The 19,573-nt window shown below is 68.2% G+C and carries 21 protein-coding genes; 12 read left to right on the forward strand and 9 right to left on the reverse strand.

The window, feature by feature from the left end; all coding sequences use genetic code 11:
* Positions 1-46 precede the first annotated feature (46 nt).
* Together ACFTSF_RS14630 and ACFTSF_RS14635 are read left to right on the forward strand one after the other, a co-directional pair.
* Positions 47-1,072 (forward strand): CapA family protein, encoded by a 1,026-nt coding sequence (locus ACFTSF_RS14630; protein ID WP_380154251.1) that lies wholly within the window; start codon positions 47-49, stop codon positions 1,070-1,072.
* Positions 1,073-1,133: 61 nt separating this feature from the next.
* Positions 1,134-1,676: an rRNA adenine N-6-methyltransferase family protein gene (locus ACFTSF_RS14635; protein WP_380154252.1), complete on the forward strand. Its 543-nt coding sequence runs from the start codon at positions 1,134-1,136 to the stop codon at positions 1,674-1,676.
* Positions 1,677-1,736: 60 nt separating this feature from the next.
* On the opposite strand, the gene ACFTSF_RS14640 is transcribed toward ACFTSF_RS14635, so the two are convergent.
* Both ACFTSF_RS14640 and ACFTSF_RS14645 read right to left on the reverse strand, forming a co-directional pair.
* A complete protein-coding gene (locus ACFTSF_RS14640) occupies positions 1,737-3,473 on the reverse strand; it encodes an ABC transporter ATP-binding protein (RefSeq protein ID WP_380154253.1) in 1,737 nt (578 codons plus the stop codon).
* On the reverse strand, positions 3,470-5,206 hold the full coding sequence (locus ACFTSF_RS14645; RefSeq protein ID WP_380154254.1) for an ABC transporter ATP-binding protein: 1,737 nt from the start codon (positions 5,204-5,206) through the stop codon (positions 3,470-3,472). The genes ACFTSF_RS14640 and ACFTSF_RS14645 overlap by 4 nt, the downstream gene beginning before the upstream one ends.
* Positions 5,207-5,282: 76 nt before the next feature.
* Between ACFTSF_RS14645 and ACFTSF_RS14650 the strand changes: the two genes are divergently transcribed.
* Entirely contained in the window at positions 5,283-5,912 is a 630-nt protein-coding gene (locus tag ACFTSF_RS14650) for a lysoplasmalogenase (protein ID WP_380154255.1), read from the forward strand.
* Here ACFTSF_RS14650 and ACFTSF_RS14655 read toward each other — a convergent pair.
* A complete protein-coding gene (locus ACFTSF_RS14655; protein WP_380154256.1) occupies positions 5,847-6,995 on the reverse strand; it encodes a DUF418 domain-containing protein in 1,149 nt (382 codons plus the stop codon). The genes ACFTSF_RS14650 and ACFTSF_RS14655 overlap by 66 nt on opposite strands.
* Before the next feature lie 96 nt (positions 6,996-7,091).
* Here ACFTSF_RS14655 and ACFTSF_RS14660 point away from each other — a divergent pair, with 96 nt between their 5' ends.
* Positions 7,092-8,057 (forward strand): glycerophosphodiester phosphodiesterase family protein, encoded by a 966-nt coding sequence (locus ACFTSF_RS14660; RefSeq protein ID WP_380154257.1) that lies wholly within the window; start codon positions 7,092-7,094, stop codon positions 8,055-8,057.
* Here the strand turns inward: ACFTSF_RS14660 and ACFTSF_RS14665 are convergent.
* Both ACFTSF_RS14665 and ACFTSF_RS14670 read right to left on the reverse strand, forming a co-directional pair.
* Positions 8,054-9,202 (reverse strand): M48 family metalloprotease, encoded by a 1,149-nt coding sequence (locus ACFTSF_RS14665; protein ID WP_380154258.1) that lies wholly within the window; start codon positions 9,200-9,202, stop codon positions 8,054-8,056. The genes ACFTSF_RS14660 and ACFTSF_RS14665 overlap by 4 nt on opposite strands.
* Positions 9,203-9,225: 23 nt before the next feature.
* The gene (locus ACFTSF_RS14670) at positions 9,226-9,558 is read right to left on the reverse strand and encodes a PspC domain-containing protein (RefSeq protein ID WP_344144842.1); all 333 of its coding nucleotides are present in this window, start codon (positions 9,556-9,558) and stop codon (positions 9,226-9,228) included.
* Between the two features lie 155 nt (positions 9,559-9,713).
* Here ACFTSF_RS14670 and ACFTSF_RS14675 point away from each other — a divergent pair, with 155 nt between their 5' ends.
* From ACFTSF_RS14675 to ACFTSF_RS14690, 4 genes are read left to right on the forward strand one after another with little or no spacing between them, the layout of a single operon-like run.
* A complete protein-coding gene (locus ACFTSF_RS14675) occupies positions 9,714-10,205 on the forward strand; it encodes a SigE family RNA polymerase sigma factor (protein ID WP_344144844.1) in 492 nt (163 codons plus the stop codon).
* Complete coding sequence (locus ACFTSF_RS14680; protein ID WP_380154259.1) at positions 10,202-11,050, forward strand: PASTA domain-containing protein; 849 nt, start codon at positions 10,202-10,204, stop codon at positions 11,048-11,050. Before ACFTSF_RS14675 ends, ACFTSF_RS14680 begins: the two co-directional genes overlap by 4 nt.
* Before the next feature lie 33 nt (positions 11,051-11,083).
* Entirely contained in the window at positions 11,084-11,419 is a 336-nt protein-coding gene (locus ACFTSF_RS14685; RefSeq protein ID WP_344144847.1) for an MmcQ/YjbR family DNA-binding protein, read from the forward strand.
* Between the two features lie 13 nt (positions 11,420-11,432).
* Complete coding sequence (locus tag ACFTSF_RS14690; RefSeq protein WP_380154260.1) at positions 11,433-12,350, forward strand: zeta toxin family protein; 918 nt, start codon at positions 11,433-11,435, stop codon at positions 12,348-12,350.
* Here the strand turns inward: ACFTSF_RS14690 and ACFTSF_RS14695 are convergent.
* A complete protein-coding gene (locus ACFTSF_RS14695; protein WP_344144850.1) occupies positions 12,323-13,189 on the reverse strand; it encodes a helix-turn-helix domain-containing protein in 867 nt (288 codons plus the stop codon). The two genes, ACFTSF_RS14690 and ACFTSF_RS14695, sit on opposite strands and share 28 nt — an antisense overlap.
* Before the next feature lie 115 nt (positions 13,190-13,304).
* Here ACFTSF_RS14695 and ACFTSF_RS14700 point away from each other — a divergent pair, with 115 nt between their 5' ends.
* On the forward strand, positions 13,305-13,679 hold the full coding sequence (locus ACFTSF_RS14700) for a Rid family hydrolase (RefSeq protein WP_380154261.1): 375 nt from the start codon (positions 13,305-13,307) through the stop codon (positions 13,677-13,679).
* Positions 13,680-13,894: 215 nt separating this feature from the next.
* Positions 13,895-15,520, forward strand: coding sequence for a chaperonin GroEL (gene groL / locus ACFTSF_RS14705; RefSeq protein ID WP_380154262.1), 1,626 nt, complete (start codon positions 13,895-13,897; stop codon positions 15,518-15,520).
* 62 nt (positions 15,521-15,582) lie between these two features.
* On the opposite strand, the gene ACFTSF_RS14710 is transcribed toward groL, so the two are convergent.
* Positions 15,583-15,942 (reverse strand): ribonuclease domain-containing protein, encoded by a 360-nt coding sequence (locus tag ACFTSF_RS14710; RefSeq protein WP_380154263.1) that lies wholly within the window; start codon positions 15,940-15,942, stop codon positions 15,583-15,585.
* Positions 15,943-16,157: 215 nt separating this feature from the next.
* Here ACFTSF_RS14710 and ACFTSF_RS14715 point away from each other — a divergent pair, with 215 nt between their 5' ends.
* On the forward strand, positions 16,158-17,096 hold the full coding sequence (locus ACFTSF_RS14715) for a GNAT family N-acetyltransferase (RefSeq protein ID WP_380154264.1): 939 nt from the start codon (positions 16,158-16,160) through the stop codon (positions 17,094-17,096).
* 38 nt (positions 17,097-17,134) lie between these two features.
* The gene (locus ACFTSF_RS14720) at positions 17,135-17,572 is read left to right on the forward strand and encodes a hypothetical protein (RefSeq protein ID WP_344144860.1); all 438 of its coding nucleotides are present in this window, start codon (positions 17,135-17,137) and stop codon (positions 17,570-17,572) included.
* Positions 17,573-17,574: 2 nt separating this feature from the next.
* Here the strand turns inward: ACFTSF_RS14720 and ACFTSF_RS14725 are convergent, their stop codons facing one another.
* Together ACFTSF_RS14725 and ACFTSF_RS14730 are read right to left on the reverse strand one after the other, a co-directional pair.
* Positions 17,575-18,291, reverse strand: a complete 717-nt coding sequence (locus ACFTSF_RS14725; RefSeq protein WP_344144862.1) for an FHA domain-containing protein — start codon at positions 18,289-18,291, stop codon at positions 17,575-17,577.
* Entirely contained in the window at positions 18,288-19,565 is a 1,278-nt protein-coding gene (locus tag ACFTSF_RS14730) for a VWA domain-containing protein (RefSeq protein ID WP_380154265.1), read from the reverse strand. Before ACFTSF_RS14730 ends, ACFTSF_RS14725 begins: the two co-directional genes overlap by 4 nt.
* Positions 19,566-19,573: the final 8 nt, after the last annotated feature.

Below are 19,573 nucleotides of genomic sequence, written 5' to 3' on the forward strand. Positions count from 1 at the left end.
CATGCCGTCGGATGGCGGATCGGTCGGTCCACCAGAGAATCCATCGGTGCCTTCCGGAGCGCGCCCGGACCGGATCTCGATTGTTGCCACCGGCGACGTTCTCCTGCACGAACGGTTGTGGACAACGGCACGCCGCGACGGCCACGGCGGTGCCTGGGACTTCGCGCCGTTGCTGGCCGGCGTGAAGCCGCACGTCCAGCAGGCCGACCTCGCGATCGCGCACCTCGAGACGCCGCTGGCGCCGATGGGCGGTCCCTACAAGGGCTACCCGCTGTTCCTGGGCCCGCCGCAGATCGCCACCGCGCTGAAGCAAACCGGCTACGACCTGTGCACGACAGCCAGCAACCACAGCTTCGACGGAGGTGCGGCCGGTGTCGACAGGACGCTGAACACCTTGGAGAAGGCCGGACTCCGGACCGCCGGCACCGCCCGGAACCGTCAGGAAGCCGAGACTCCGACGATCATCGACGTCCGCGGTGTGAAGATCGCGTCGCTCTCGTACACCTTTGGCTTCAACGGCCTGCCGTACCCGAATGGGCAGACCTGGCGGGCCGGCAAGCTCGACGTCGCCACGATCAGCCGGATGGCGAAGGAGGCCCGGGATCGCGGCGCCGAGATCGTCGTGGTGAGCTGCCACTGGGGGACCGAGTACTCGGCGAAGATCAACGATCAGCAGCGTGAGCTCGCCCCGCAACTACTTGCCGATAGCAACATTGATCTGGTGATCGGCCATCACGCGCACGTCGTCCAGCCGATGGAACAGCACAACGGCAAGTGGGTCGCCTACGGCCTCGGCAACCTGGTCGCCGCCCATCGCCAGCCGAACAGCACGCGGGCCGAGGGCCTGCTGGCTCGCTTCAGCTTCAAGCGCGACGGCGACAAGTGGACCACCGAGCAGGCCGGCTACGCGCCGCTGCTGATGACCGACACGCTGCCGGTCCGGGTTCTCGACGTACGGCGGGAGCTTGCGAAGCCGGGCCTGGTTGCGGCGAAACGAGCCCGGCTGCAGCTTGCCCAGCGGCGGACCGACGAGACCGTGCTGTCGCTCGGAGCAACACCGAAAATGCTTTGAGTACTGGGCGCACGGCGGTCTAGGGTCGACGGCATGAATATGTACTTTGTGATGGTGCGTCGTGCCCGGCTCCGGGCAGGCGCGGGGTGCCTGGGGATGGCATCCGCTCGATAGCCGGTGGGCTCAACGAGTAGTGGACGCTGCCGGGGTCGTACCTGGCGAGCTGATTCTCGACGTCGGAGCCGGACTCGGTGCCTTGACCGGACCGCTGGTCCGGGCCGGTGCCCGGGTGATCGCAGTCGAACTGCATCCGGGGCGTGCCGATCGGTTGCGCCGGCGGTTCGCCGACGAGCCGGTCACGGTGGTCCGTGCCGACGCCGCTGACCTGCGGTTGCCGTCGCGGCCGTTCCGAGTGGTGTCGAGTCCGCCGTACACGCTGTCGACCGCGTTGCTGAAGCGCTTGCTGGCGCCGGGCTCTCGCCTGGTGTCGGCCGATCTGGTGCTGCAGCGGCAGGTGGTGAACCGCTATGTCCGCGGTGAGGCACCGGGCGCACAGCGGTGGTACCGCCACTACGAGCCGTCTGTAGGGCTACGCCTTCCCCGTAAGGCCTTTACCCCACCTCCACATGTCGACTCCGCAGTGCTCGTGCTGCGCAAACGCTGAAAGGACAATGAGCCCCGCCGATCAGAGGTGATCGACGGGGCTCACTGGCGTCTGGAAGTCTCAGCCGTGCCAGGACTTCCACAACTTGGCGTACGACCCATGCCACTCGACCAGCTCGTCATGGCTGCCGAGCTCAGTGATCCGACCGTCCTCGACCACAGCGACCCGGTCGGCGTCGTGGGCGGTGTAGAGCCGGTGGGCGATCGCGATCACCGTGCGGCCTTCGAGTACTGCGGCAAGCGAGCGCTCCATGTGCCGGGCCGCACGCGGGTCGATCAGCGAGGTCGCCTCGTCCAGGACCAGCGTGTGCGGATCAGCCAGCACCAGGCGGGCCAGTGCCAACTGCTGCGCCTGTGCTGGCGTCAGTGCGAGCTGACCGGAACCCACTCGCGTGTCGAGCCCGTCCGGCAACGCCTCGGCCCACTCACGTGCGTCGACCGCCGCAAGTGCGTCGTACAGCTCGGTGTCGGTCGCGGAGGGCCGTGCCATCGACAGGTTGTCGCGCAAGGTGCCAACGAAGACGTGGTGCTCCTGTGTCACCAGTGCGACCTGTCTGCGCAGCTCATCCAGCGGGAGCTCGGTCATCCCGACACCGCCGACCGTGACGGAGCCAGTGCGCGGCGGATGGATCCCGGCGACCAGCCGGCCCAGCGTCGACTTCCCAGCGCCGGACGGACCGACCATGGCGATCCGCTCACCCGGCTGCACTGTCAGCTCGACACCGTGCAGCACGTCGCGACCGTCGACGTACGAGAACCGCACGTCCTTCGCCTCGACCAGCTCGCCGTCCGGAGTGCGACCAGACGCCGTCCGGTCATCCGGTACGTCGTTGATCCCAAGCAGGCGGGCGAATGCGGCCCCACCGGACTGCAGCTCGTCCACCCAGGACAACAGGCGGTCGACGGGGTCGATCAGCTGGTTCACGTACAGCACGCCGGCGGTCACCGCGCCGAGCGTGACATGGCCGTTGATGTGCAGCCAGCCACCGAACAGCAGGGTGCCGACGATCGGGATGAGATACCCGACCTCGACGGCCGGGAACCACACCGTGCGCAACCGCAGCGTGTACCGCTCGGCGTTGTACGAGCCCCGTACGTCGTCATCGCCGCGCCGCACGCGGTCGTCGTACCGCTGGAGGGCCTCGACCGTGCGCGCGCCCTCGACCGTCTCGGCCAGCGAGCTGGTCATCTGTGCGTACGCCGCGTTCTCGCGCAGGTAGCCGTCCTTGGCACGCCCCAGGTACCAGCGGGTGCTCAGCCAGAGCACCGGCACCATCGCGAGCAATGGGACCAGCACCCAGACGCCGACGAGGATTGTCGCCGTCAGCGAGAACAGCACGGTGACGAACGCGATGATCGTCTCCGGTACGGCGAAGCGCACGGTCCGCGACAGTGTGTCGACGTCACGCGAGGTGCGCGACAGCAGGTCGCCCGTACCGGCTCGCTCGACTGTGCCGATCGGCAGCGCCAGGGCGTTGTCGACGAAGTCCTCGCGGAGCTCGGCCAGCACCTGCTCGCCGAGCGCGAACGACCGGTAGCGGGCCCAGCGGGTGAGCAGCGACTGCACGACCACGAACCCAGCGATCAGCCCGATGACCAGGTTGACCTTGCTCGCGGTTGTCCCGTTCTGCACGTTCTGAACCAGGTCACCGATCAGCCGCGGCGCAGCGAGCCCGGAGACCGCGGCGACCGCATGCAGGCCGAGTGCGATCAGCAATGCGCGCGGATGCTTGAGCGCGAGCCGGCGGGCATGCCGACGGATCTCAGCGCTGTCTGCCACTGGCAGGATCTGCCTCATCGTCGCACCCCTTCCGTCAGCTCTTGTTCTTCCTCGGTCTGCCGGGTGACTGTCCGGCGGTACTGCGGCTCGCGGGCGAGCAGGTCACGATGCTTGCCCGCCGCAACCACTCGGCCGGCGGCGACGAAGATGACCTCGTCGACCCGGTCCAGCAGCAGCGGGCTCGCAGTCAGTACGACGGTGCTGCGGCCGGCCCGGTGTTCGCGCAAGCGGTCGGCGATCCGCGCCTCGGTGTGCGCGTCGACGGCCGAGGTCGGCTCGACCAGCACCAGCACGGCAGGGTCGGCCACCAGGGCGCGGACCAGCACCAGCCGCTGCCGCTGACCACCTGAGAACGACCTGCCCTTCTCCTCGACCTCGGAGTCGAGTCCGTCCGCCAGGGCGACCAGTACGTCCTCGGCCGAGGCAGTCCGGATCGCTGTGAGCAGTTGCTCCTCGGTACGGCGGCCTGCCGGGTCCAGCTCGGTGCGCAGGGTGCCGGTGAACAGCTGGGAGCCGGCGTCGCTGACCAGGATCCGCTGCCGGACATCGGCGCGCGTCGCACTGGCCAGGGTCACTCCGCCGAACCGGACCTCGCTGCCCTCGTCGTACCGGCCCAGGCGGTCGGCGAGAACGCCGTACACGTCTGGCTCGGCCGCGACGATCGCGGTCAGCAGACCGTCCCGCGCTCGGACACCGGATACGGGGTCAACCAGGTCGCCCCGGTCGGGGAGTTGCACGGCGTTGGCAGGGTCAGTGATCTCGGGGCGCAGCGAGACCACCCGGATCACCCGGGCGCCTGCGACCAGTCCACGCATCAGCTGGTTGACGAACTCGGTCACAGTGCGCAGTGGCAGCACCAGGAACGTCGCGTAGCCGTAGAACGCGACCAGCGAACCAGCACTGAGGTCACCGCGCAGTGCGAAGTGAGCGCCGATGCCGACCACCAGCACGACGAAGGTGCCCGGCAGCAGCACCTGCGCCGCGTCCAGCACGGACTGGATCCGGGCCACCCGCACACCGGCATGGCGGACCTCCTGCGACTCACGCCGGTACCGCTGCGAGAAGGAGTCCTCGCCGCCGATCCCGCGCAGCACCCGCAGCCCGGCCACGATGTCCGAACCCAGCGAGTTCAGCTCGCCGACCGCCTCGCGCTGAGCGGACTGCCGGCGGTGCAACGGCCGCAGCATCGGGCCCAGGCAGAACAACATCACCGGCACGCCGATCAGCACGACCAGGCCGAGCACGGTCGACGTCGAGAGCAGGATCGTCGCGACCACGGCGAACGCCACGATCGCACCGGCGAACCGGGCGCTGACCTCCATCAAGGTCCCGATCGAGGCCAGGTCGCTCGCCCCGACGCTGACCACCTCGCCGGTCGCCAGGTGCTTGGGCAGCGTCGCACCGAGGTCGGCGGACTTCCGCGTGATCACCTGGACCGTCCGGTACGCCGCCATCAGCCAGTTCGTCACCGCGAATCGGTGCCGCATGATCCCGGCGAGTGCCTGCAGGACGCCGATCGCGCACAGCGCCGCGGTCCACTGCAGCAGTTTGTCGCCGTCCTTGGCCGCGACGCCCTCGTCGATCGCCTTGCCCAGGATCGCCGGGATGAACGCCTGGGACGCCATCCAGAGGATTCCGAACGACATCCCGCCCGCGAGCGTGCGAGCCTGCCCGCGGGCGACCCACAGCAGGTAGCGGGCCGGCGAGCGGTCGTCGGGGATGCCGGGATCGGCAAGAGGGAGATTTCGCATGATTCCTTCAGGCTAGGCGCGCCCACCGACAACCCGCATGCGAATTAATCGCGGATGACCAGGCACCATCTAGGCCATGAAGCGAGGTTCGGGATGGCTCGGCGCGTACGGCGTGATCGCGGTCGTACACCTGGTCACGATCGCGATCGGCGAGCCCTGGCCGGAGTCGATCACCAAGGTCCTGCTGATGCCGGTCCTGGCGGTTTGGGTGCGTCTAAGCGGTGGCCCGATCACACTGCTGGTCGGACTGGCCTTCTCACTGGTCGGCGACTTCCTGCTGCAGATCGACCAGCTCGTGCCGGGTATGGCGGCGTTCGGCGTCGCGCATGTCTGTTACGTGCTGCTGTTCAGCCGCCGAACGACGCAGCGGTCGCTGGTCGTGGCTGCGGCGTACGGCGTGCTGTGGGTCGGCGTACTGGCGCTGCTGTGGCCCGATCTGGGTGATGTGCGCGCCCCGGTGGCGGCGTACTCGCTGCTGCTGATCGCTACTGCTGTGACGAGCGCATGGAACGGTTGGCGGTCCGGAGTGGGCGGTGCGGTGTTCCTGCTGTCCGATGCGCTCATTGGCGTGGAACTGGCCGGGCATGACTTCGGTGCGCGGCCGTATCTCGTGATGGCGACCTACCTCGCGGCGCAGTACCTACTGGCGAGCAGTCTGGTTGCGGTAGGTCAGCCGGCGGAGCAGGACCTCGAACGGGCCGCGTAGCTCGCGACGGCGCATCTGGTCAGCCAGGAACACAGTGAAGGCCCAGGTGGCGACGGCGACGAACACCGACTGCCACAGCTTCAGGGAACTGCCCAGGTCGAGCAGGAACGGCGCGAACAGGACAGTCCAGACGACGGACTGCGTGAGGTAGCAGGTCAGCGAGCGCTGGCCGGTCGCCTGGATCGCGGTGACCACGGGAGTACGTCGTACCCGAAGTGACCAGAGTGCGATCAGAGCGGCGTACGCCGGACCTCCGGCGAAGCCGGTCAGCGCGTGCAGCCCGGCCACCGGGATGATGTTGGCGTCGGTGGCGGGCAGCAGGCCTGCTGTGTAGAGAGCGAGTGGGACACCGCCGAGGAACGACAGCGGTACGCCGATGGCCACCATCCGGCGCAGCGTCTGCTGGTGCTGTTCCGGGTGCTCGTACAGGCCGCGCCGCGCGGCCCAGATGCCGAAAAGGAACGCACCGGCCGCCGTGACCGCCAGCACCGGGGCGCTGATCGAGATGGCGAAGGCCCGGCCGGCCATGCCCAGCAGCGGGTTGTGATCCATCGCCCAGGGGTACATCTCCGCGGCCGAGTCCGGTGGGTTCGGAGTGGACAGGAAGGCGAAAGCCCAGGACCCGAACAGCGTCATGACCGCTGCGGAGACCAGCAGCCGCGAATCACTCCAGCGGATCGCCGAGACCAGTCCGAGCGCGATGAGCCCGTAGGCGGTCAGGATGTCGCCGTAGTAGAGCAGCACTGCGTGCAGGAGGCCGAGCAGTATCAGCCAGAGTGCGCGGCGACGCAGTAGCTTGCGGGTGCTCTTCCACTCACCGGTCTGGCGTCGGGCGATCTGCACCATGCCGTAGCCGAAGAGTGCAGCGAACATCGTGTACGAGCGTCCGTCGACCAGAGTGGTCTCCAGGAACGCGACGATCCGGTCCGGCAGCGTAGTGGGGATCGGCATCGCGCGGATGTCGCCGACACCGGGCGGATGCAGGAAACCGTGGATGTTGGCCAGTGCGATGAACAATAGGAGAAATCCGCGGGCCAGATCGGGCCCGAGAGCACGGTCCTTGACTGCAATCGGACCGGTCATGACTCAGAGCATAGGCCGTGGTTCGGTTCGGTGACCTTCACCTTGCGTTGGGCAACGAGTTCCCGGTCAGCCATGTGCGCCGCCTGTCCTGGACCCATGCTGGTGATCGCGCATCGGGGAGCGAGTGGCTACCGCCCGGAACACACGCCGGCGGCGTACCGCCTGGCCGCGGCCCAAGGGGCCGACTACCTGGAACCCGACCTGGTCGCCACGCTCGACGGCGTCCTGGTCTGCCGCCACGAGAACGAGATCTCCGGTACGACGGACGTCGCGGAGCACCCGGTCTTCGCGGACCGGCGGATCACCAAGATCGTCGACGGCGAGGCCGTGACCGGCTGGTTCGTCGAGGACTTCACGTACGCCGAGCTGCGGTTGCTGCGAGCCCGCGAGCGGATGCCTGCGCTCCGGTCCGCCAATACGGCCTACGACCGCACCGAGGGAGTGCCCACGTTCGACGACGTGGTCGCACTGGCCCGGCAGGAGTCGCTGCGGCTCGGGCGGACCATCGGCGTGATCCCCGAGATCAAACACCCGACGTACTTCCGGCGGCTCGGTCTGCCGCTGGAAGAGCTGCTGACCGAGCGCATCCTCGCTCTGGGCCTGCGCACGGACGAGATCATGATCCAGTCCTTCGAGCCGACCAGTCTGCGCCGGCTAGCCGTCATGACCCGGGTACCGCTGGTCCAGCTCGTCGACTCCGAGAGCTCGCCGTACGACTTCCTCCGGGTAGGAGACGGCCGCACCTTCACCGACCTGCTCGACCCGTCCGGTCTGCGCGAGATCTCGACGTACGCGCAGATCCTGGCGCCCCACAAGGACCTGGTCATCCCACGCACCCCCACCGGCGCACTAGGCGAGCCCACCCGCCTCGTCGACCAAGCGCACCGCGCCGGCCTCGGAGTCCAAGCCTGGACCTTCCGCGCCGAACGCCGCTTCCTCCCCACCAACACCGACTTCCGCACCGAACTGTCCCGCTTCGCCGCCCTAGGCCTCCAAGGCGTCTTTGCCGACCACCCCGACATCGCCGCAGCCACCCTCAAGGCCGCATCGCTGTCCAGCTAGAGCTCGGCCTTCACTTCCTTCAACACCTGCTCGGCCGCCGATGCGAGCTCTCGGTCGATGTTGCGCGCCTGATCGATCCCCATCACCACGCGAGCCGACGTGGCCGGCCTGGTCCGGATCAGCTTCGTGCGCAGGTACGTCGGCGGGTGGGTCGCGTCCGTGCGAGTCCCGTGCACCCGACTCACTCGCAGCCGCCGCTCGATCTCCCGGGCCGGCACCTCGGTCACTGCGCGCCGTACCGCGTCCAGCGGAGCAAGCTCGCTCGGGAACCGCAGCGCTCGGACCATAGCGTCATACGAGGTATCAGCCAGCAGCGTGCGCTCCAACGCATGCGCAGCGGCTTCAGAGCCGGCGACCTCACCTGCGCGACGATCTGCCAGGTATTCGTTGCGCTGACCGCTGCGCAACTCGAGGCGGTTCAGTACGGCGCTCAGGCCGCGCACCACCGTGCCGACAGTCGCGTTGACCATGCGGCTGAACAGAGTCCCACCGCTGAGCTCCTCGGCACCCCATTCGCGGCGTGCCGCATCGAGAGGGCTCTCGCTGAACGTCGCACTCAGTCCTTCCAGGACGCTGTGTGCGTTGCCGATCAGCCAGCCGCTTCGCAGATCGCCGTGGCGGCCATGGCCGAACTCGTGGGCCAGGATGGCGACTCGCTCCTGGGGTCGCAGCCCGATCCAGAGCGGCAGACCGATACCGATGACCGGTCGGAAGCGCCAGCCGACCTGCGAGTACCAGATGTTGGCCTCGTCGATGTGACCGGCTCGGGGCCGGAACACGAAGGCGATGGTCAGAGCGAGCAGCGCCAGGATGATGCTGAACCACAAGGGCCGGTAGAAGATCAGGAGCCCAATGCCGGTCAGAAACGCGATGAGCGGCAGCAGGAGGATCAGGACCGAGAGCAGGTTGGCGGTGATCCGCGCGGCGTCCCAGCTGGGGCGATGGATCGCTCCGCGTTCGAGTTCGCGGTAGAGCGAGTCGACCAGCCGTTGCTCGACTCTGAGCCGCCAGGCAGGGGTCAGGTCGAGCAACGGCGTCGGATCGACGTTCCAGTCGCATTTCTCGCACCAGGTCACGTAGCGCCGGTCGACACGGATCTGATGTCCGCAGTCGGGGCACCTGGTGACTTCTTCAGCACTCTGCACAGGCAGAGTGTGACAGGACGAGGTCAGGCGGCCGGGGGCTTGGGGGCGTCGTCGTAGATGCGGGAGGCGATGTCGGCCTCGGGGGTCTGGGTCTGGTGGTTGTTGGTGTGCTGGGCGCTCTGCCAGACGGCCTTGCCGTCGGACTCGGGCATCACGATCCAGGCGATGGCGTAGCCGAGGATGGCGGTGCCGCCGGTGATGATGGTGAGGCCGACGATGCCGAGGCGGACCAGGGTGACGTCGATGTTGAGGTACTCGGCGAGACCGCCGGAGACGCCGGACAGCATCCGCTGGGAGCTGGAGCGACGCAGGACCTTGCCGGACAGGTTCGAGAACGGTGCGTTGGAGTTCGTCATGGCTCTACTGTCCCGTTTGAGACCCCTCCGCCACATCAGGATCGGTACCGAGTGGCCCCTGACCTGACCCCGGGGACCCTGGTCGGACACCCTGACTACTTTCGTGGAACCTGAGGGGCGGGCCAGGCTGTCTCTACGGTGAGGGAGGGTGCCGAATGGATGACTTCACTGAATATGTGGCGGCGCGCTGGCAGGTGCTGGTGCGGTCCGCGGTGTTGCTGGGGTGTTCGCATCCGGAGGCCGAGGACCTGGTCCAGACGGTGCTGGAGCGGTGCCTGGTGAAGTGGAAGCGGGTCAGCGCAGTGGACGACCGGGACGCCTACGTGCACCGGATGCTGGTCAACAGCTTCCTCTCGGCGCGGAGACGCCGCTGGACCGGCGAGAAACCATCGGCTGCTCTGCCTGAGCACGCCGACCAGGACCGGACCGCAGGTGTCGACGACGCCGACCTGATGACGCGTGCCCTCGACCGGCTGCCGACTGATCAACGGACAGCCGTTGTACTGCGCTACTACGCACACCTGACCGAACAGCAGATGGCCTCCGTGCTCGGCGTCGCCGCCGGCACCGTGAAGAGCCGTCTCTCCAGGGCCGTCAAAGCACTGGCCCAGGACCCGAATCTGGCAGAACTGCGAGAGATCCTATGAACGAATCGAAACTGTCCGAGCTCCTCGAACAAGCCGGTGAGCGGACCGCCGTCAACCCGCCCCCGATCGACGCCATGCGCTCCGGTGCGACGCGCCGCCGACGCCGCCGTACCGCAGTCTGGTCGGCAGCCGGTACGGCGGTCGCCGTAGCGGCCGTGATCGGCGGATCGACCGCACTGACGAACAACGGCGCCAGTCCGCTCGAGCAGCCACCAGTGGCAGGTGGGACGCCGACCGCGACTGTTCCGGACAACGTACGGCTGGTTGGCGTGGGCCACACCGCAGTCGCAGTGCCGAAGGACTGGGCGACGAACCAGCTGAAGTGCGGTACGCCGACGAAGAACACCGTGATCGTGGACCCGGGGGCCCAGGGCTACTGCCTGCCCCCGTACCCGGCCGGCGTCGAGAGCGTGCAGATCGGGAGCAAGCCCGCGTCCGAGTTCAAGGCCGATGAGACCTTCGAGGTGGAGGGCGTGCAGGCTCAACGGCAGCGGACGGTCTGCGTGAAGCGCAACAAGGTGCCGGTCTGCACCGGGGCCGTGCTGATTCCGTCCCGGAACATCTGGATCCAGGCTGAGTCGTCGACCGGCGAGGCTGAGGTCGGCAAGGCACTCGAGCAGATCTGGTTCGTGCAGGACGCGACCGGCGTGCCCGGGTTCCAGACCCTGGAGCTGGAGACGTCGCAGGCGAAGTACCTAGCGGCCCTGAAGGACTACGGGCTGGTGCCGACGATCGTCAGCAAGCCGGCGCCTGGTGTGCCGAAGGGTGCAGTGACCGCGGTGTCGCCGACGCCGGGAACCATGGTGCCGAACGGCTCCACCGTGACGGTGACGGTCGTCGGCTGAGAACTGTCGGTGCCGCCGCCTAGCGTTGCCGGCATGGATGCGCAGGTGGTGCAGAAGCTGGTGCAGGGGCTGCCCGGAGCCGAGGAACACGAGGGCTGGGCCGGGCAGCCCGCGTTCAAGGTGCGCAAGAAGGGTTTCGCGTACCTGTCCGAGGACGAGACCCGGCTGATCGTGAAGGCCTTCCGCGAAGAGCAGGAGGCCCTCATCGCAGAAAGCCCCGACGTCTACGCCCCGTCCTGGGAGAGCGGCCGCTTCGCCTGGCTGGACGTGACCCTGGCCGTCGCCGACGAGGACGAGGTCGGAGAGCTCCTCACCGAGGCGTGGCGGCTGACCGCCCCGAAATACCTGATCGCCCAGCTCGACAACTGAATAAGCTGCCCGGATGGTTGGAGCCCTCACGCCGGCCGAGCTGGAGCGGGCGTTTGCCGAGCGACTCGCGCAGCTCACGCCACCCAACCCTCCGGACCGGGCACCGGGTGTCCGACCGCGCGCGGTCGTGCTCGGCGGCCAGCCGGCCGCGGGCAAGTCGACGATGTCACGGCTGGTCCACTCGGCGTTGGGCGCCGACCGCGTGGTGCGGTACGAGGCGGACGACAGCCTGCGGGTTCATCCGCGGTACGACGTCCTCCGGCACCAGTACGGGATCCAGGGACTCGAGATGGTGGCCGACGCCCTGGAGAACGGGCCGAACGCCCGCCTGCACGAGGCCATCCTGGCGCACATCTGCGCAGGGGACCCGCGGTACGACCTCGTGGCCAGCCATCCGCTCGCCCGACAGCAGTGGGCGCGCCGGTGGGCAGGCGACCTGCGGGACCTGGGCTACCGCTGCAGCTTCGTCTACCTGGTCGTCAACCAGGCGGACAGCGCGTTGTCACTGGCAGAGCGCCATCAGACAGCTCTGGATACTGGGGGAGACGGTGGCTGGTTCGACCCTGAGTTGCACGACGAGTTCTACGACGAGCTGCCCGACACCGCTCAGGCTCTGGAGACAGAGGGCCTGATCGACGACATCTACCTCGTCGACCGCGGCGGTTCGGTGCTGTACGAGAACCGCCGTACCGCCAGCGGCACCTGGGAGCGTCCACCGCGCGTAAAGGACGCCATCCTCGAAGAGCGTGCGCAGCCGCCCACTCCGGCATCGCACGACCACCTGCTGCGGACGGCGGACCGGCTCCTTCAGCGCGACGACCTGGCGCCCAAGGTGCGCGAAACCGTGGAGCGCGCCGTACGGCGGGAGGCCGAGCGGCCGGAACCGCAGTCTGTCGACCGGAGTCAGGACATCGACGTCCGCCTGCGGTAGCTGGAGGGGGAGGTGCCTAGCTCGCGGCGGAAGGCTTCGCGGAGTGAGGTGGCGCTGCCGAAGCCGCTGGCGGCGGCGATGCGGTCGACTGTCCAGTCGGAGGTCTCGAGGAGGCGGCGGGCGCCCAGCAGGCGCTGGTGGACGACCCAGCGCATCGGCGGCATGCCTGTCTCGCCCTCGAAGCGGCGGATGAAGGTACGGCGGGACAGCGCGGCCCTGGTGGCCAGTCGGTCGACGGTGATCGGCTCAGCCAGGTGGTCTTGGACCCAGGCGCGCACCGGTCCCAGGTCAGACCGCACTGGCGTGAGCACGTCGGCGTACTGGCGGTGTTCTCCGCCTCGCTCGGGGGCCGCGAGGACCCATTTGCCGACCTCGTGGGCGGCCGCCGCGCCGTAGTCGGCGCGGATGACGTGCAGACCGGCGTCGATACCAGCGCCCCCGCCGCCAGAGGTCAGCACCTTGCCATCTTCGACGTACAGCCTGTTCTCGAGCACGGTGACCTGTGGGTGCAGGCTGCGCAGCTGGTCGGTGTAGTGCCAGTGCGTGGTGGCCTCACGGCCGTCCAGTACGCCGGCCGCGGCCAGCGCGAAGGTGCCGGTACAGATCCCGAGCAGCCGGGCCGGAGTGTCACGCAGCAACTCCAGGTACGGCGCCGGTGGCGGCAGCTCGGGCTCGTCGAAACCCGGTACGACGATGATGTCCGCTCCGGCCGCGGTCGCGGGGTCGCTGTCCTCGATCACCCGGTAGCCGTCGTGGCGGCCGAAGACGTGTGCCGCGATCCCGAGGTCGAGCGAGATCGCCCGCGGGAGTTTCAGCAACGCCACGACCAGTTCAGGCAAGAGCACTCCTCCGCAGGCACGAATCCGGCGGTTCCTGGCACTGCGGCCGATCGCCGCGGCCGGGCCGCCCTCCCTAGGTTAGTTGAAAATCAATCTTTCTAAAGGGAGTGCATCCGTGATCGAGAACTTCGGCCTGCCGTGGGAGCAGGACTACGGCTACGTCCAGGCGATCCGGTCGGGCGACACCATCTACCTGTCCGGCCAGGTGGGCAACCGCGGTACCGAGATCCTCGAGGGGATCGAGGCGCAGATGCGGCAGGCGTACGCCAACGCCGAGGAGCTCCTCCAGCGGTACGGCGCCTCGCTGGCGAACGTGGTCGAGGAGACGCTCTACGTCCGCGACATGGACGAGGCCTTCCCTTACGCCGGTCCGGTCCGCAAGGCGGCGTACGGGCGCCCTGATCCGCAGGTGGCCAGCACCATCGTCGGGACCACCCGGCTGGCGTTTCCGGAGCTCCTGATCGAGATCGCCTTCACCGCGAGGGTCTGACCTGGCTTGCACTCGTTTGGGGCGAGTGCTAATACTTGGTTAGCACTCCATGGGTGAGAGTGATAAGGCTCGTGCCCACGGAGTGAGAACTGAGACGGCCCAGATGAGGTGCCGGGAGCGGGGCGGGACATGAGCGCCACGACTTCGGTGCCGTCCGTCGCGGGCATCTGGCCGGCTGAACCACCAAAGACTCGACGCGGGAGGACTCGCGGAGAATGCCCAAGCTTATTGCTTTCAATGAAGAGGCGCGCCGTGGCCTCGAGCGGGGTATGAACACCCTCGCCGATGCCGTGAAGGTGACGCTCGGCCCGAAGGGCCGCAACGTCGTCCTGGAGAAGAAGTGGGGCGCCCCCACGATCACCAACGACGGTGTCTCGATCGCCAAGGAGATCGAGCTCGAGGACCCGTACGAGAAGATCGGGGCCGAGCTCGTCAAGGAGGTCGCGAAGAAGACCGACGACGTCGCGGGTGACGGCACCACCACGGCCACCGTGCTGGCCCAGGCCCTCGTCCGCGAGGGGCTGCGCAACGTGGCCGCCGGCGCCAACCCGATGGGCCTGAAGAAGGGGATCGAGAAGGCGACCGAGGCCATCAGCGAGCAGCTGCTGGCACTGGCCAAGCCGGTCGAGACCCGTGAGCAGATCGCGGCGACGGCGTCCATCTCGGCCGCCGACACCCAGGTCGGCTCGATCATCGCCGAGGCGATGGACAAGGTCGGCAAGGAAGGCGTCATCACCGTCGAGGAGAGCAACACCTTCGGCCTCGAGCTCGAGCTCACCGAGGGTATGCGCTTCGACAAGGGCTACATCTCGCCCTACTTCGTGACCGACACCGAGCGGATGGAAGCGGTCCTCGACGACCCGTACATCCTGATCGTGAACAGCAAGATCTCGAGCATCAAGGACCTGGTCCCGGTGCTGGAGAAGGTCATGCAGACCGGCAAGCCGCTGGCCATCATCGCCGAGGACATCGAGGGTGAGGCGCTGGCGACCCTGGTCGTCAACAAGATCAAGGGCACCTTCAAGGCCGTCGCCGTCAAGGCGCCGGGCTTCGGTGACCGCCGCAAGGCCATGCTGGTCGACATCGCGGTGCTGACCGGCGGTGAGGTCATCTCCGAGGAGGTCGGCCTCAAGCTCGACACCGTCGACCTGGAGCTGCTCGGCCAGGCCCGCAAGATCGTCGTCACCAAGGACGAGACGACCATCGTCGAGGGCGAGGGTGACGCGGACCAGATCGGTGGCCGGGTCAACCAGATCCGCGCCGAGATCGAGAAGTCCGACTCCGACTACGACCGCGAGAAGCTGCAGGAGCGGCTGGCCAAGCTGGCCGGCGGCGTCGCGGTGATCAAGGTCGGCGCGGCCACCGAGGTCGAGCTGAAGGAGCGCAAGCACCGCATCGAGGACGCCGTTCGCAACGCGAAGGCGGCCGTCGAAGAGGGCATCGTCGCCGGTGGTGGCGTCGCGCTGCTGCAGGCGTCGGTCGTCGCGTTCGAGAAGCTGGAGCTCGAGGGTGACGAGGCCACCGGTGCCGCGATCGTGCGGTCCGCGGTCGAGGCCCCGCTGAAGCAGATCTCGGTGAACGCCGGCCTCGAGGGCGGCGTCGTGGTGGAGAAGGTTCGCAACCTCGAGCCGGGTCACGGTCTGAACGCCGCGACCGGTGAGTACGTCGACCTGATCGCCAGCGGCATCATCGACCCGGCCAAGGTGACGCGCTCGGCGCTGCAGAACGCAGCCTCGATCGCGGCCCTGTTCCTCACCACCGAGGCCGTCATCGCCGACAAGCCGGAGAAGGCTGCGGCCGCTCCGGGTGGCGCGCCCGACATGGGCGGCATGGACTTCTGATCCACTGAAGTTCAGCAGGACAAAGAGCGGTCCCGGGCTTCGGCCCGGGACCGCTTCTGCGTTCAGGTCACCTTGCAGAACGACGCATAGTGGTCGGCGGTGTAGTAGACGTACGCCGGGTTGGTGACCGGCGAGCCGCCACCGATCAGGCGGCGGGCACCGCGGTCGGGGGAGCCGGGCGTCTTGACGGTGTACTCGCGGTAGTAGCCGCTGGACTGGCTCGGCAGGATGCCTTCCCGGTTCTGGAAGACGGTCCCGTCCTGGCGGTAGGGGAACGGGCCGCCGGAGTGGATCAGGTCGAGGGTGTCCGAGGCCTGCGACGGCAGCGAACTCAACGCGCAGGTCGGGATGGCGGCGTACGCCGTGGTGGGGGCGACTGTGGTCGCGACGGTGAGGGCGAGGGCGGTGATGAGGGTTCTCATGGCTGGGAGGCTGCCCGGCCCGGGAAACGCTCGCACATCCCAGGTATGAATAACAGTTGGACTATGACCCCGGTCGGCCCTAGAGTTCTGCCCGGCGAGAAGATGCCTCGAGCGGAAGGAGCGACCGATGATCACCTTGTTCGGTATTCCGGCGCGACCTGCCCGCGATCACAGCTCGCACTGAGCGGAGCGGCGCGCCTCCTGCTGGAGGAACTGTGAGTATTCGCAACACCGTCGAGGCTGACCTCGACACCATCCGTACCCTGATCGAGCAGCAGCCGACGGTCAACACCGTCACGCTCGAGCGCTTCGACGAGTACCTCGAGATCGGCCACTACCGGCACGACTGGAGCTGGGTCGTCGAGGAGGACGGCGCCATCCAGGCCGTGGCCATCTGGTGGGGCGGCATCGACGACACGTACCCGTACAGCATCGACGGCCTGTACTACGCGGGTGCCGGCGACCCGGTTCCGGTGTGGACCGAGCTGATCAAGCACGGCATGCAGAGCCGGCCGTCCGACGCCGAGCCGCCGGAGTACCACTTCTTCCTCGACGGCGATTGGGAGTCCGACGCCACCGTGGTGGCAGCGCTCGAACCACGGCAGAAGGCTGGTACGGCGGCCGGTTGGACCGCGGTCACCGACCGGCTGCGCTACGAGTGGCTGGCGGAGAGCGGGCTGCCGCCGAGGTCGACCCGGCTGCGGTTCGAGCGGGCCGACGACGAGGCGTTCGTCGACATGTTCATGCGTGTCAGCGCCGGCAGCCTGGACGCGGCGACCGCTCGCGATATCGCCCGGCTCGGCGCCGAAGCGGCCGCCCGTGAGGAGGTCGAGCTGTATCAGACCATGCTCGTGGGCGATCGCGACTGGTGGCGGTTCGGGTACGACACCGAAGGCAAACTGATCGGGTTCGCGATCCCGTCGAAGAACAACGGCGGACCGGTCGTCGGCTACCTCGGCGTCCTGCCCGAGCACCGCGGCAACGGGTACATCGACGACCTGCTCGCCGAGATCACCCACCTGCTGGCCGAGACCGGGGCCGAGCAGATCCGCGCCGACACCGATTTCGGCAACGTGCCGATGGCGAAGGCGTTCGAACGCGGCGGCTACCGAAACTTCGCCGTACGCCGGGTTCTGTCCTTCCCGGAGGCGTGAGCCAGCCCTATGCTCCCTGACATGTCAGGGAGTTTCCGGTGCGAGATCTCGCACTGATCGTGCACGTGGGGGCCGGGGTCCTGGCAGTACTGCTCGGGATCCCGGCCATCGTGGTAACGCTGCGCCGACGCCGGCTGAACTGGGTCGGCGAGATCTACCACTGGGTGATCGCGGTGACGTGCCTGAGCGCGTTGGTGATGGTTCCGTACGACTGGAAGCGACTGTGGTTCTTCTGGCCGGTCGCTCTGGCCACCTACCTGTTCGTCTACCTCGGCCAGCGCGCTGCCGAGGCGCCAGGCGGCCTCTGGTACCGCGGAGTGCTGCGCGGGTACGGCGGTGCCTGGATCGCCTTGTGGACGGGCATTCTGATCACCACAGTCCCCGACCAGTCGTGGACCTGGCTCCTACCGGTCGTGCTGGGGACCGTGGTGATCGAGTGGTTGTGCTTCCGGATGCGAGACCTCGCCGCCAGTTGACCTCAGGCCTGGCCGGCTTGTTCTTCCGGAGTGGCTTTGCGCAGGACCAGGCGGGTCCAGGCACCGACGTAGATGCGGTCGTCGGAGTTGAGCTCCTGGCGCTGGCCCGGCGGGATGGGGATCTCGGGCAGAGGGCCGGCTGCGGGAGCCACGTAGGTGCCGTTGGAGGACTGGAGGTCTTCGACCCACCAGCGCTGACCGTCGGTGGTCAGCTGGGCCTGGCGGCGGCTCACACCGGTGTCGTCGCCACAGTCGACCTCAGGAGCGATGCCACGGCTGCGGGAGGGACGTCCGACCAGAACGCTCTTCTCGGTCACCGGGATCACCACTGGCAGGCCAGGTGACGGACACGGGTCGTCACTCTGCTGTACGGCGTACCAGTCGGGATCCACCCAGCGTTCGACGACCCACTCGGCCACCACGGGTGCCGGTGCGGGCGGTGCGGTCGGCGGAGTCGCCGAGAGGTCGAGTGATGAGGCGGGGCGAGGCATGGTGCCGGTGGTGAAGTCGTAGCCGCAGCTCTCGCAGAACAGCGCGTCCGCAGCGGCCGACTCCGAGCAGTTCGGACACGTCTGCGTGGCTACCGCGGGACCGGGCGCAGCGACCGCAGGTGCGGGCGGTGCGACAGGAGTGGCTGCGGCACCGATAGGGAGGCCGCAGACATCGCAGTAGTCGGTCGAGACGGACGGATGTCCGCTCGGACAGTTCACTGTGCTCATTTCTTCACCCGGGTGGTCTTCGTGGACGCAGTGTCGAGAGCCATCTCGTCGGCCTTCTCGACAGTCCGCTTCAGCCGGACGGTACCGGTGTCCTGGTCGTCGATGTCGACCACCTTGCGCAGCCGCGTGGTGGCCTCCTCGTTGCCGGTCTGGGCGGCCAGCTGAACCGCACGGCCCAGCTTGGTGGTCGCCGTGGCCGTGTCACCCGCGGCCTTCGCGGCCAGGCCGTCCTGGATCGCCTCGGCCAGTTCGGTCTGCCCGGTGTAGTGGGCGACCTCAGGGCTGATCCGCGTGGTCAGCGCCTCGTCGGCGGACCACAGCGCCTTCACCAGGCCTTGTGCGACCACGTTGTCGCCGATGGTCAGCTGGACGCGGGCAGCCAACTGCTCCTGGCCGACGCCCTTCGCCGCCAGCCGGATCGACACGTGGTAGTCACGGGACTCGTCACCCCACGACCCGGTCGGATACGAACCGGTCAGCGGGTTGATCGACGTACGGCGAGAGGTCAGGTCCTCGACCGTCGGTGCGACCTGGCGAACGAACAGCACCTCCGCACCCTGCGGCGCCCAGACGCGCAGGTCGGCCTGGGCGACACCACGGCTCATCGCGTTCTGGATCAGCTTCGAGAACTCGGCCGCGAGCTGGTTCGGCGCCGGGATGATGTCGACAGTGCCGAGCAGCGCCTGGGCGATCCGGCGTACCTCGTCGACCTGCCAGGCCACGCCGACACCGCGGGTGTCGCACTGGAACTGGCCGGTGACGGCCTTGATCGCCTGGGTCAGCGCCTCCGGCGTCTCGTGCTGGTTCTCGCCGTCGGTCAGCAGGATCGCGTGCTTCTGCGACAGCGACGGGACGGTGGCGAAGACCCGCCCGGCCAGTCGCAGCCAGGTGCCCATGGCGGTGCCACCGTCGGCGTAGAAGCGGGAGACGGCGTCCTTGGCGGCCTGCCGGGTGTACGGATCCATCTTGACCATCACCGGTTCCGCGGACGGCGGGAACGCCAGTTGGGCGCGGTCGTTACCGGAGATGACCGCGAACCAGACCCCGTCGAGGATCTGGTCGAGTGCGGTCTGCGCGGCGAACGCGGCCGCCTGGACGCCTTCCTTGCCCATCGAGCCGGAGGTGTCGACGATGATGATCTCGCCCGCGTCACCGGTACCGGACTGGCCGGCCGCACCGGCACCGGTGCAGTTCACGGTGACGATCGCGTGCACGTCGGTACCGCCGTCAGGCAGGAACTCGTTCTGGTAAACAGCGGCGGTGAAGTCTGCCATCTCGGGTC

It is taken from the genome of Kribbella sp. NPDC056951, assembly GCF_042674205.1.
Taxonomy (GTDB): Bacteria; Actinomycetota; Actinomycetes; order Propionibacteriales; family Kribbellaceae; genus Kribbella; species Kribbella yunnanensis.

Excerpts from the sequence above, each read along its gene's own strand:
- ACFTSF_RS14640 (WP_380154253.1), bottom strand. The coding sequence starts at position 3,473 with ATGAGGCAGATCCTGCCAGTGGCAGACAGCGCTGAGATCCGTCGGCAT.
- ACFTSF_RS14645 (WP_380154254.1), bottom strand. The coding sequence starts at position 5,206 with ATGCGAAATCTCCCTCTTGCCGATCCCGGCATCCCCGACGACCGCTCG.
- ACFTSF_RS14650 (WP_380154255.1), top strand. The coding sequence starts at position 5,283 with ATGAAGCGAGGTTCGGGATGGCTCGGCGCGTACGGCGTGATCGCGGTC.
- ACFTSF_RS14655 (WP_380154256.1), bottom strand. The coding sequence starts at position 6,995 with ATGACCGGTCCGATTGCAGTCAAGGACCGTGCTCTCGGGCCCGATCTG.
- ACFTSF_RS14660 (WP_380154257.1), top strand. The coding sequence starts at position 7,092 with ATGCTGGTGATCGCGCATCGGGGAGCGAGTGGCTACCGCCCGGAACAC.
- ACFTSF_RS14670 (WP_344144842.1), bottom strand. The coding sequence starts at position 9,558 with ATGACGAACTCCAACGCACCGTTCTCGAACCTGTCCGGCAAGGTCCTG.
- ACFTSF_RS14675 (WP_344144844.1), top strand. The coding sequence starts at position 9,714 with ATGGATGACTTCACTGAATATGTGGCGGCGCGCTGGCAGGTGCTGGTG.
- ACFTSF_RS14680 (WP_380154259.1), top strand. The coding sequence starts at position 10,202 with ATGAACGAATCGAAACTGTCCGAGCTCCTCGAACAAGCCGGTGAGCGG.
- ACFTSF_RS14685 (WP_344144847.1), top strand. The coding sequence starts at position 11,084 with ATGGATGCGCAGGTGGTGCAGAAGCTGGTGCAGGGGCTGCCCGGAGCC.
- ACFTSF_RS14690 (WP_380154260.1), top strand. The coding sequence starts at position 11,433 with ATGGTTGGAGCCCTCACGCCGGCCGAGCTGGAGCGGGCGTTTGCCGAG.
- groL (WP_380154262.1), top strand. The coding sequence starts at position 13,895 with ATGCCCAAGCTTATTGCTTTCAATGAAGAGGCGCGCCGTGGCCTCGAG.
- ACFTSF_RS14710 (WP_380154263.1), bottom strand. The coding sequence starts at position 15,942 with ATGAGAACCCTCATCACCGCCCTCGCCCTCACCGTCGCGACCACAGTC.
- ACFTSF_RS14725 (WP_344144862.1), bottom strand. The coding sequence starts at position 18,291 with ATGAGCACAGTGAACTGTCCGAGCGGACATCCGTCCGTCTCGACCGAC.
- ACFTSF_RS14730 (WP_380154265.1), bottom strand. The coding sequence starts at position 19,565 with ATGGCAGACTTCACCGCCGCTGTTTACCAGAACGAGTTCCTGCCTGAC.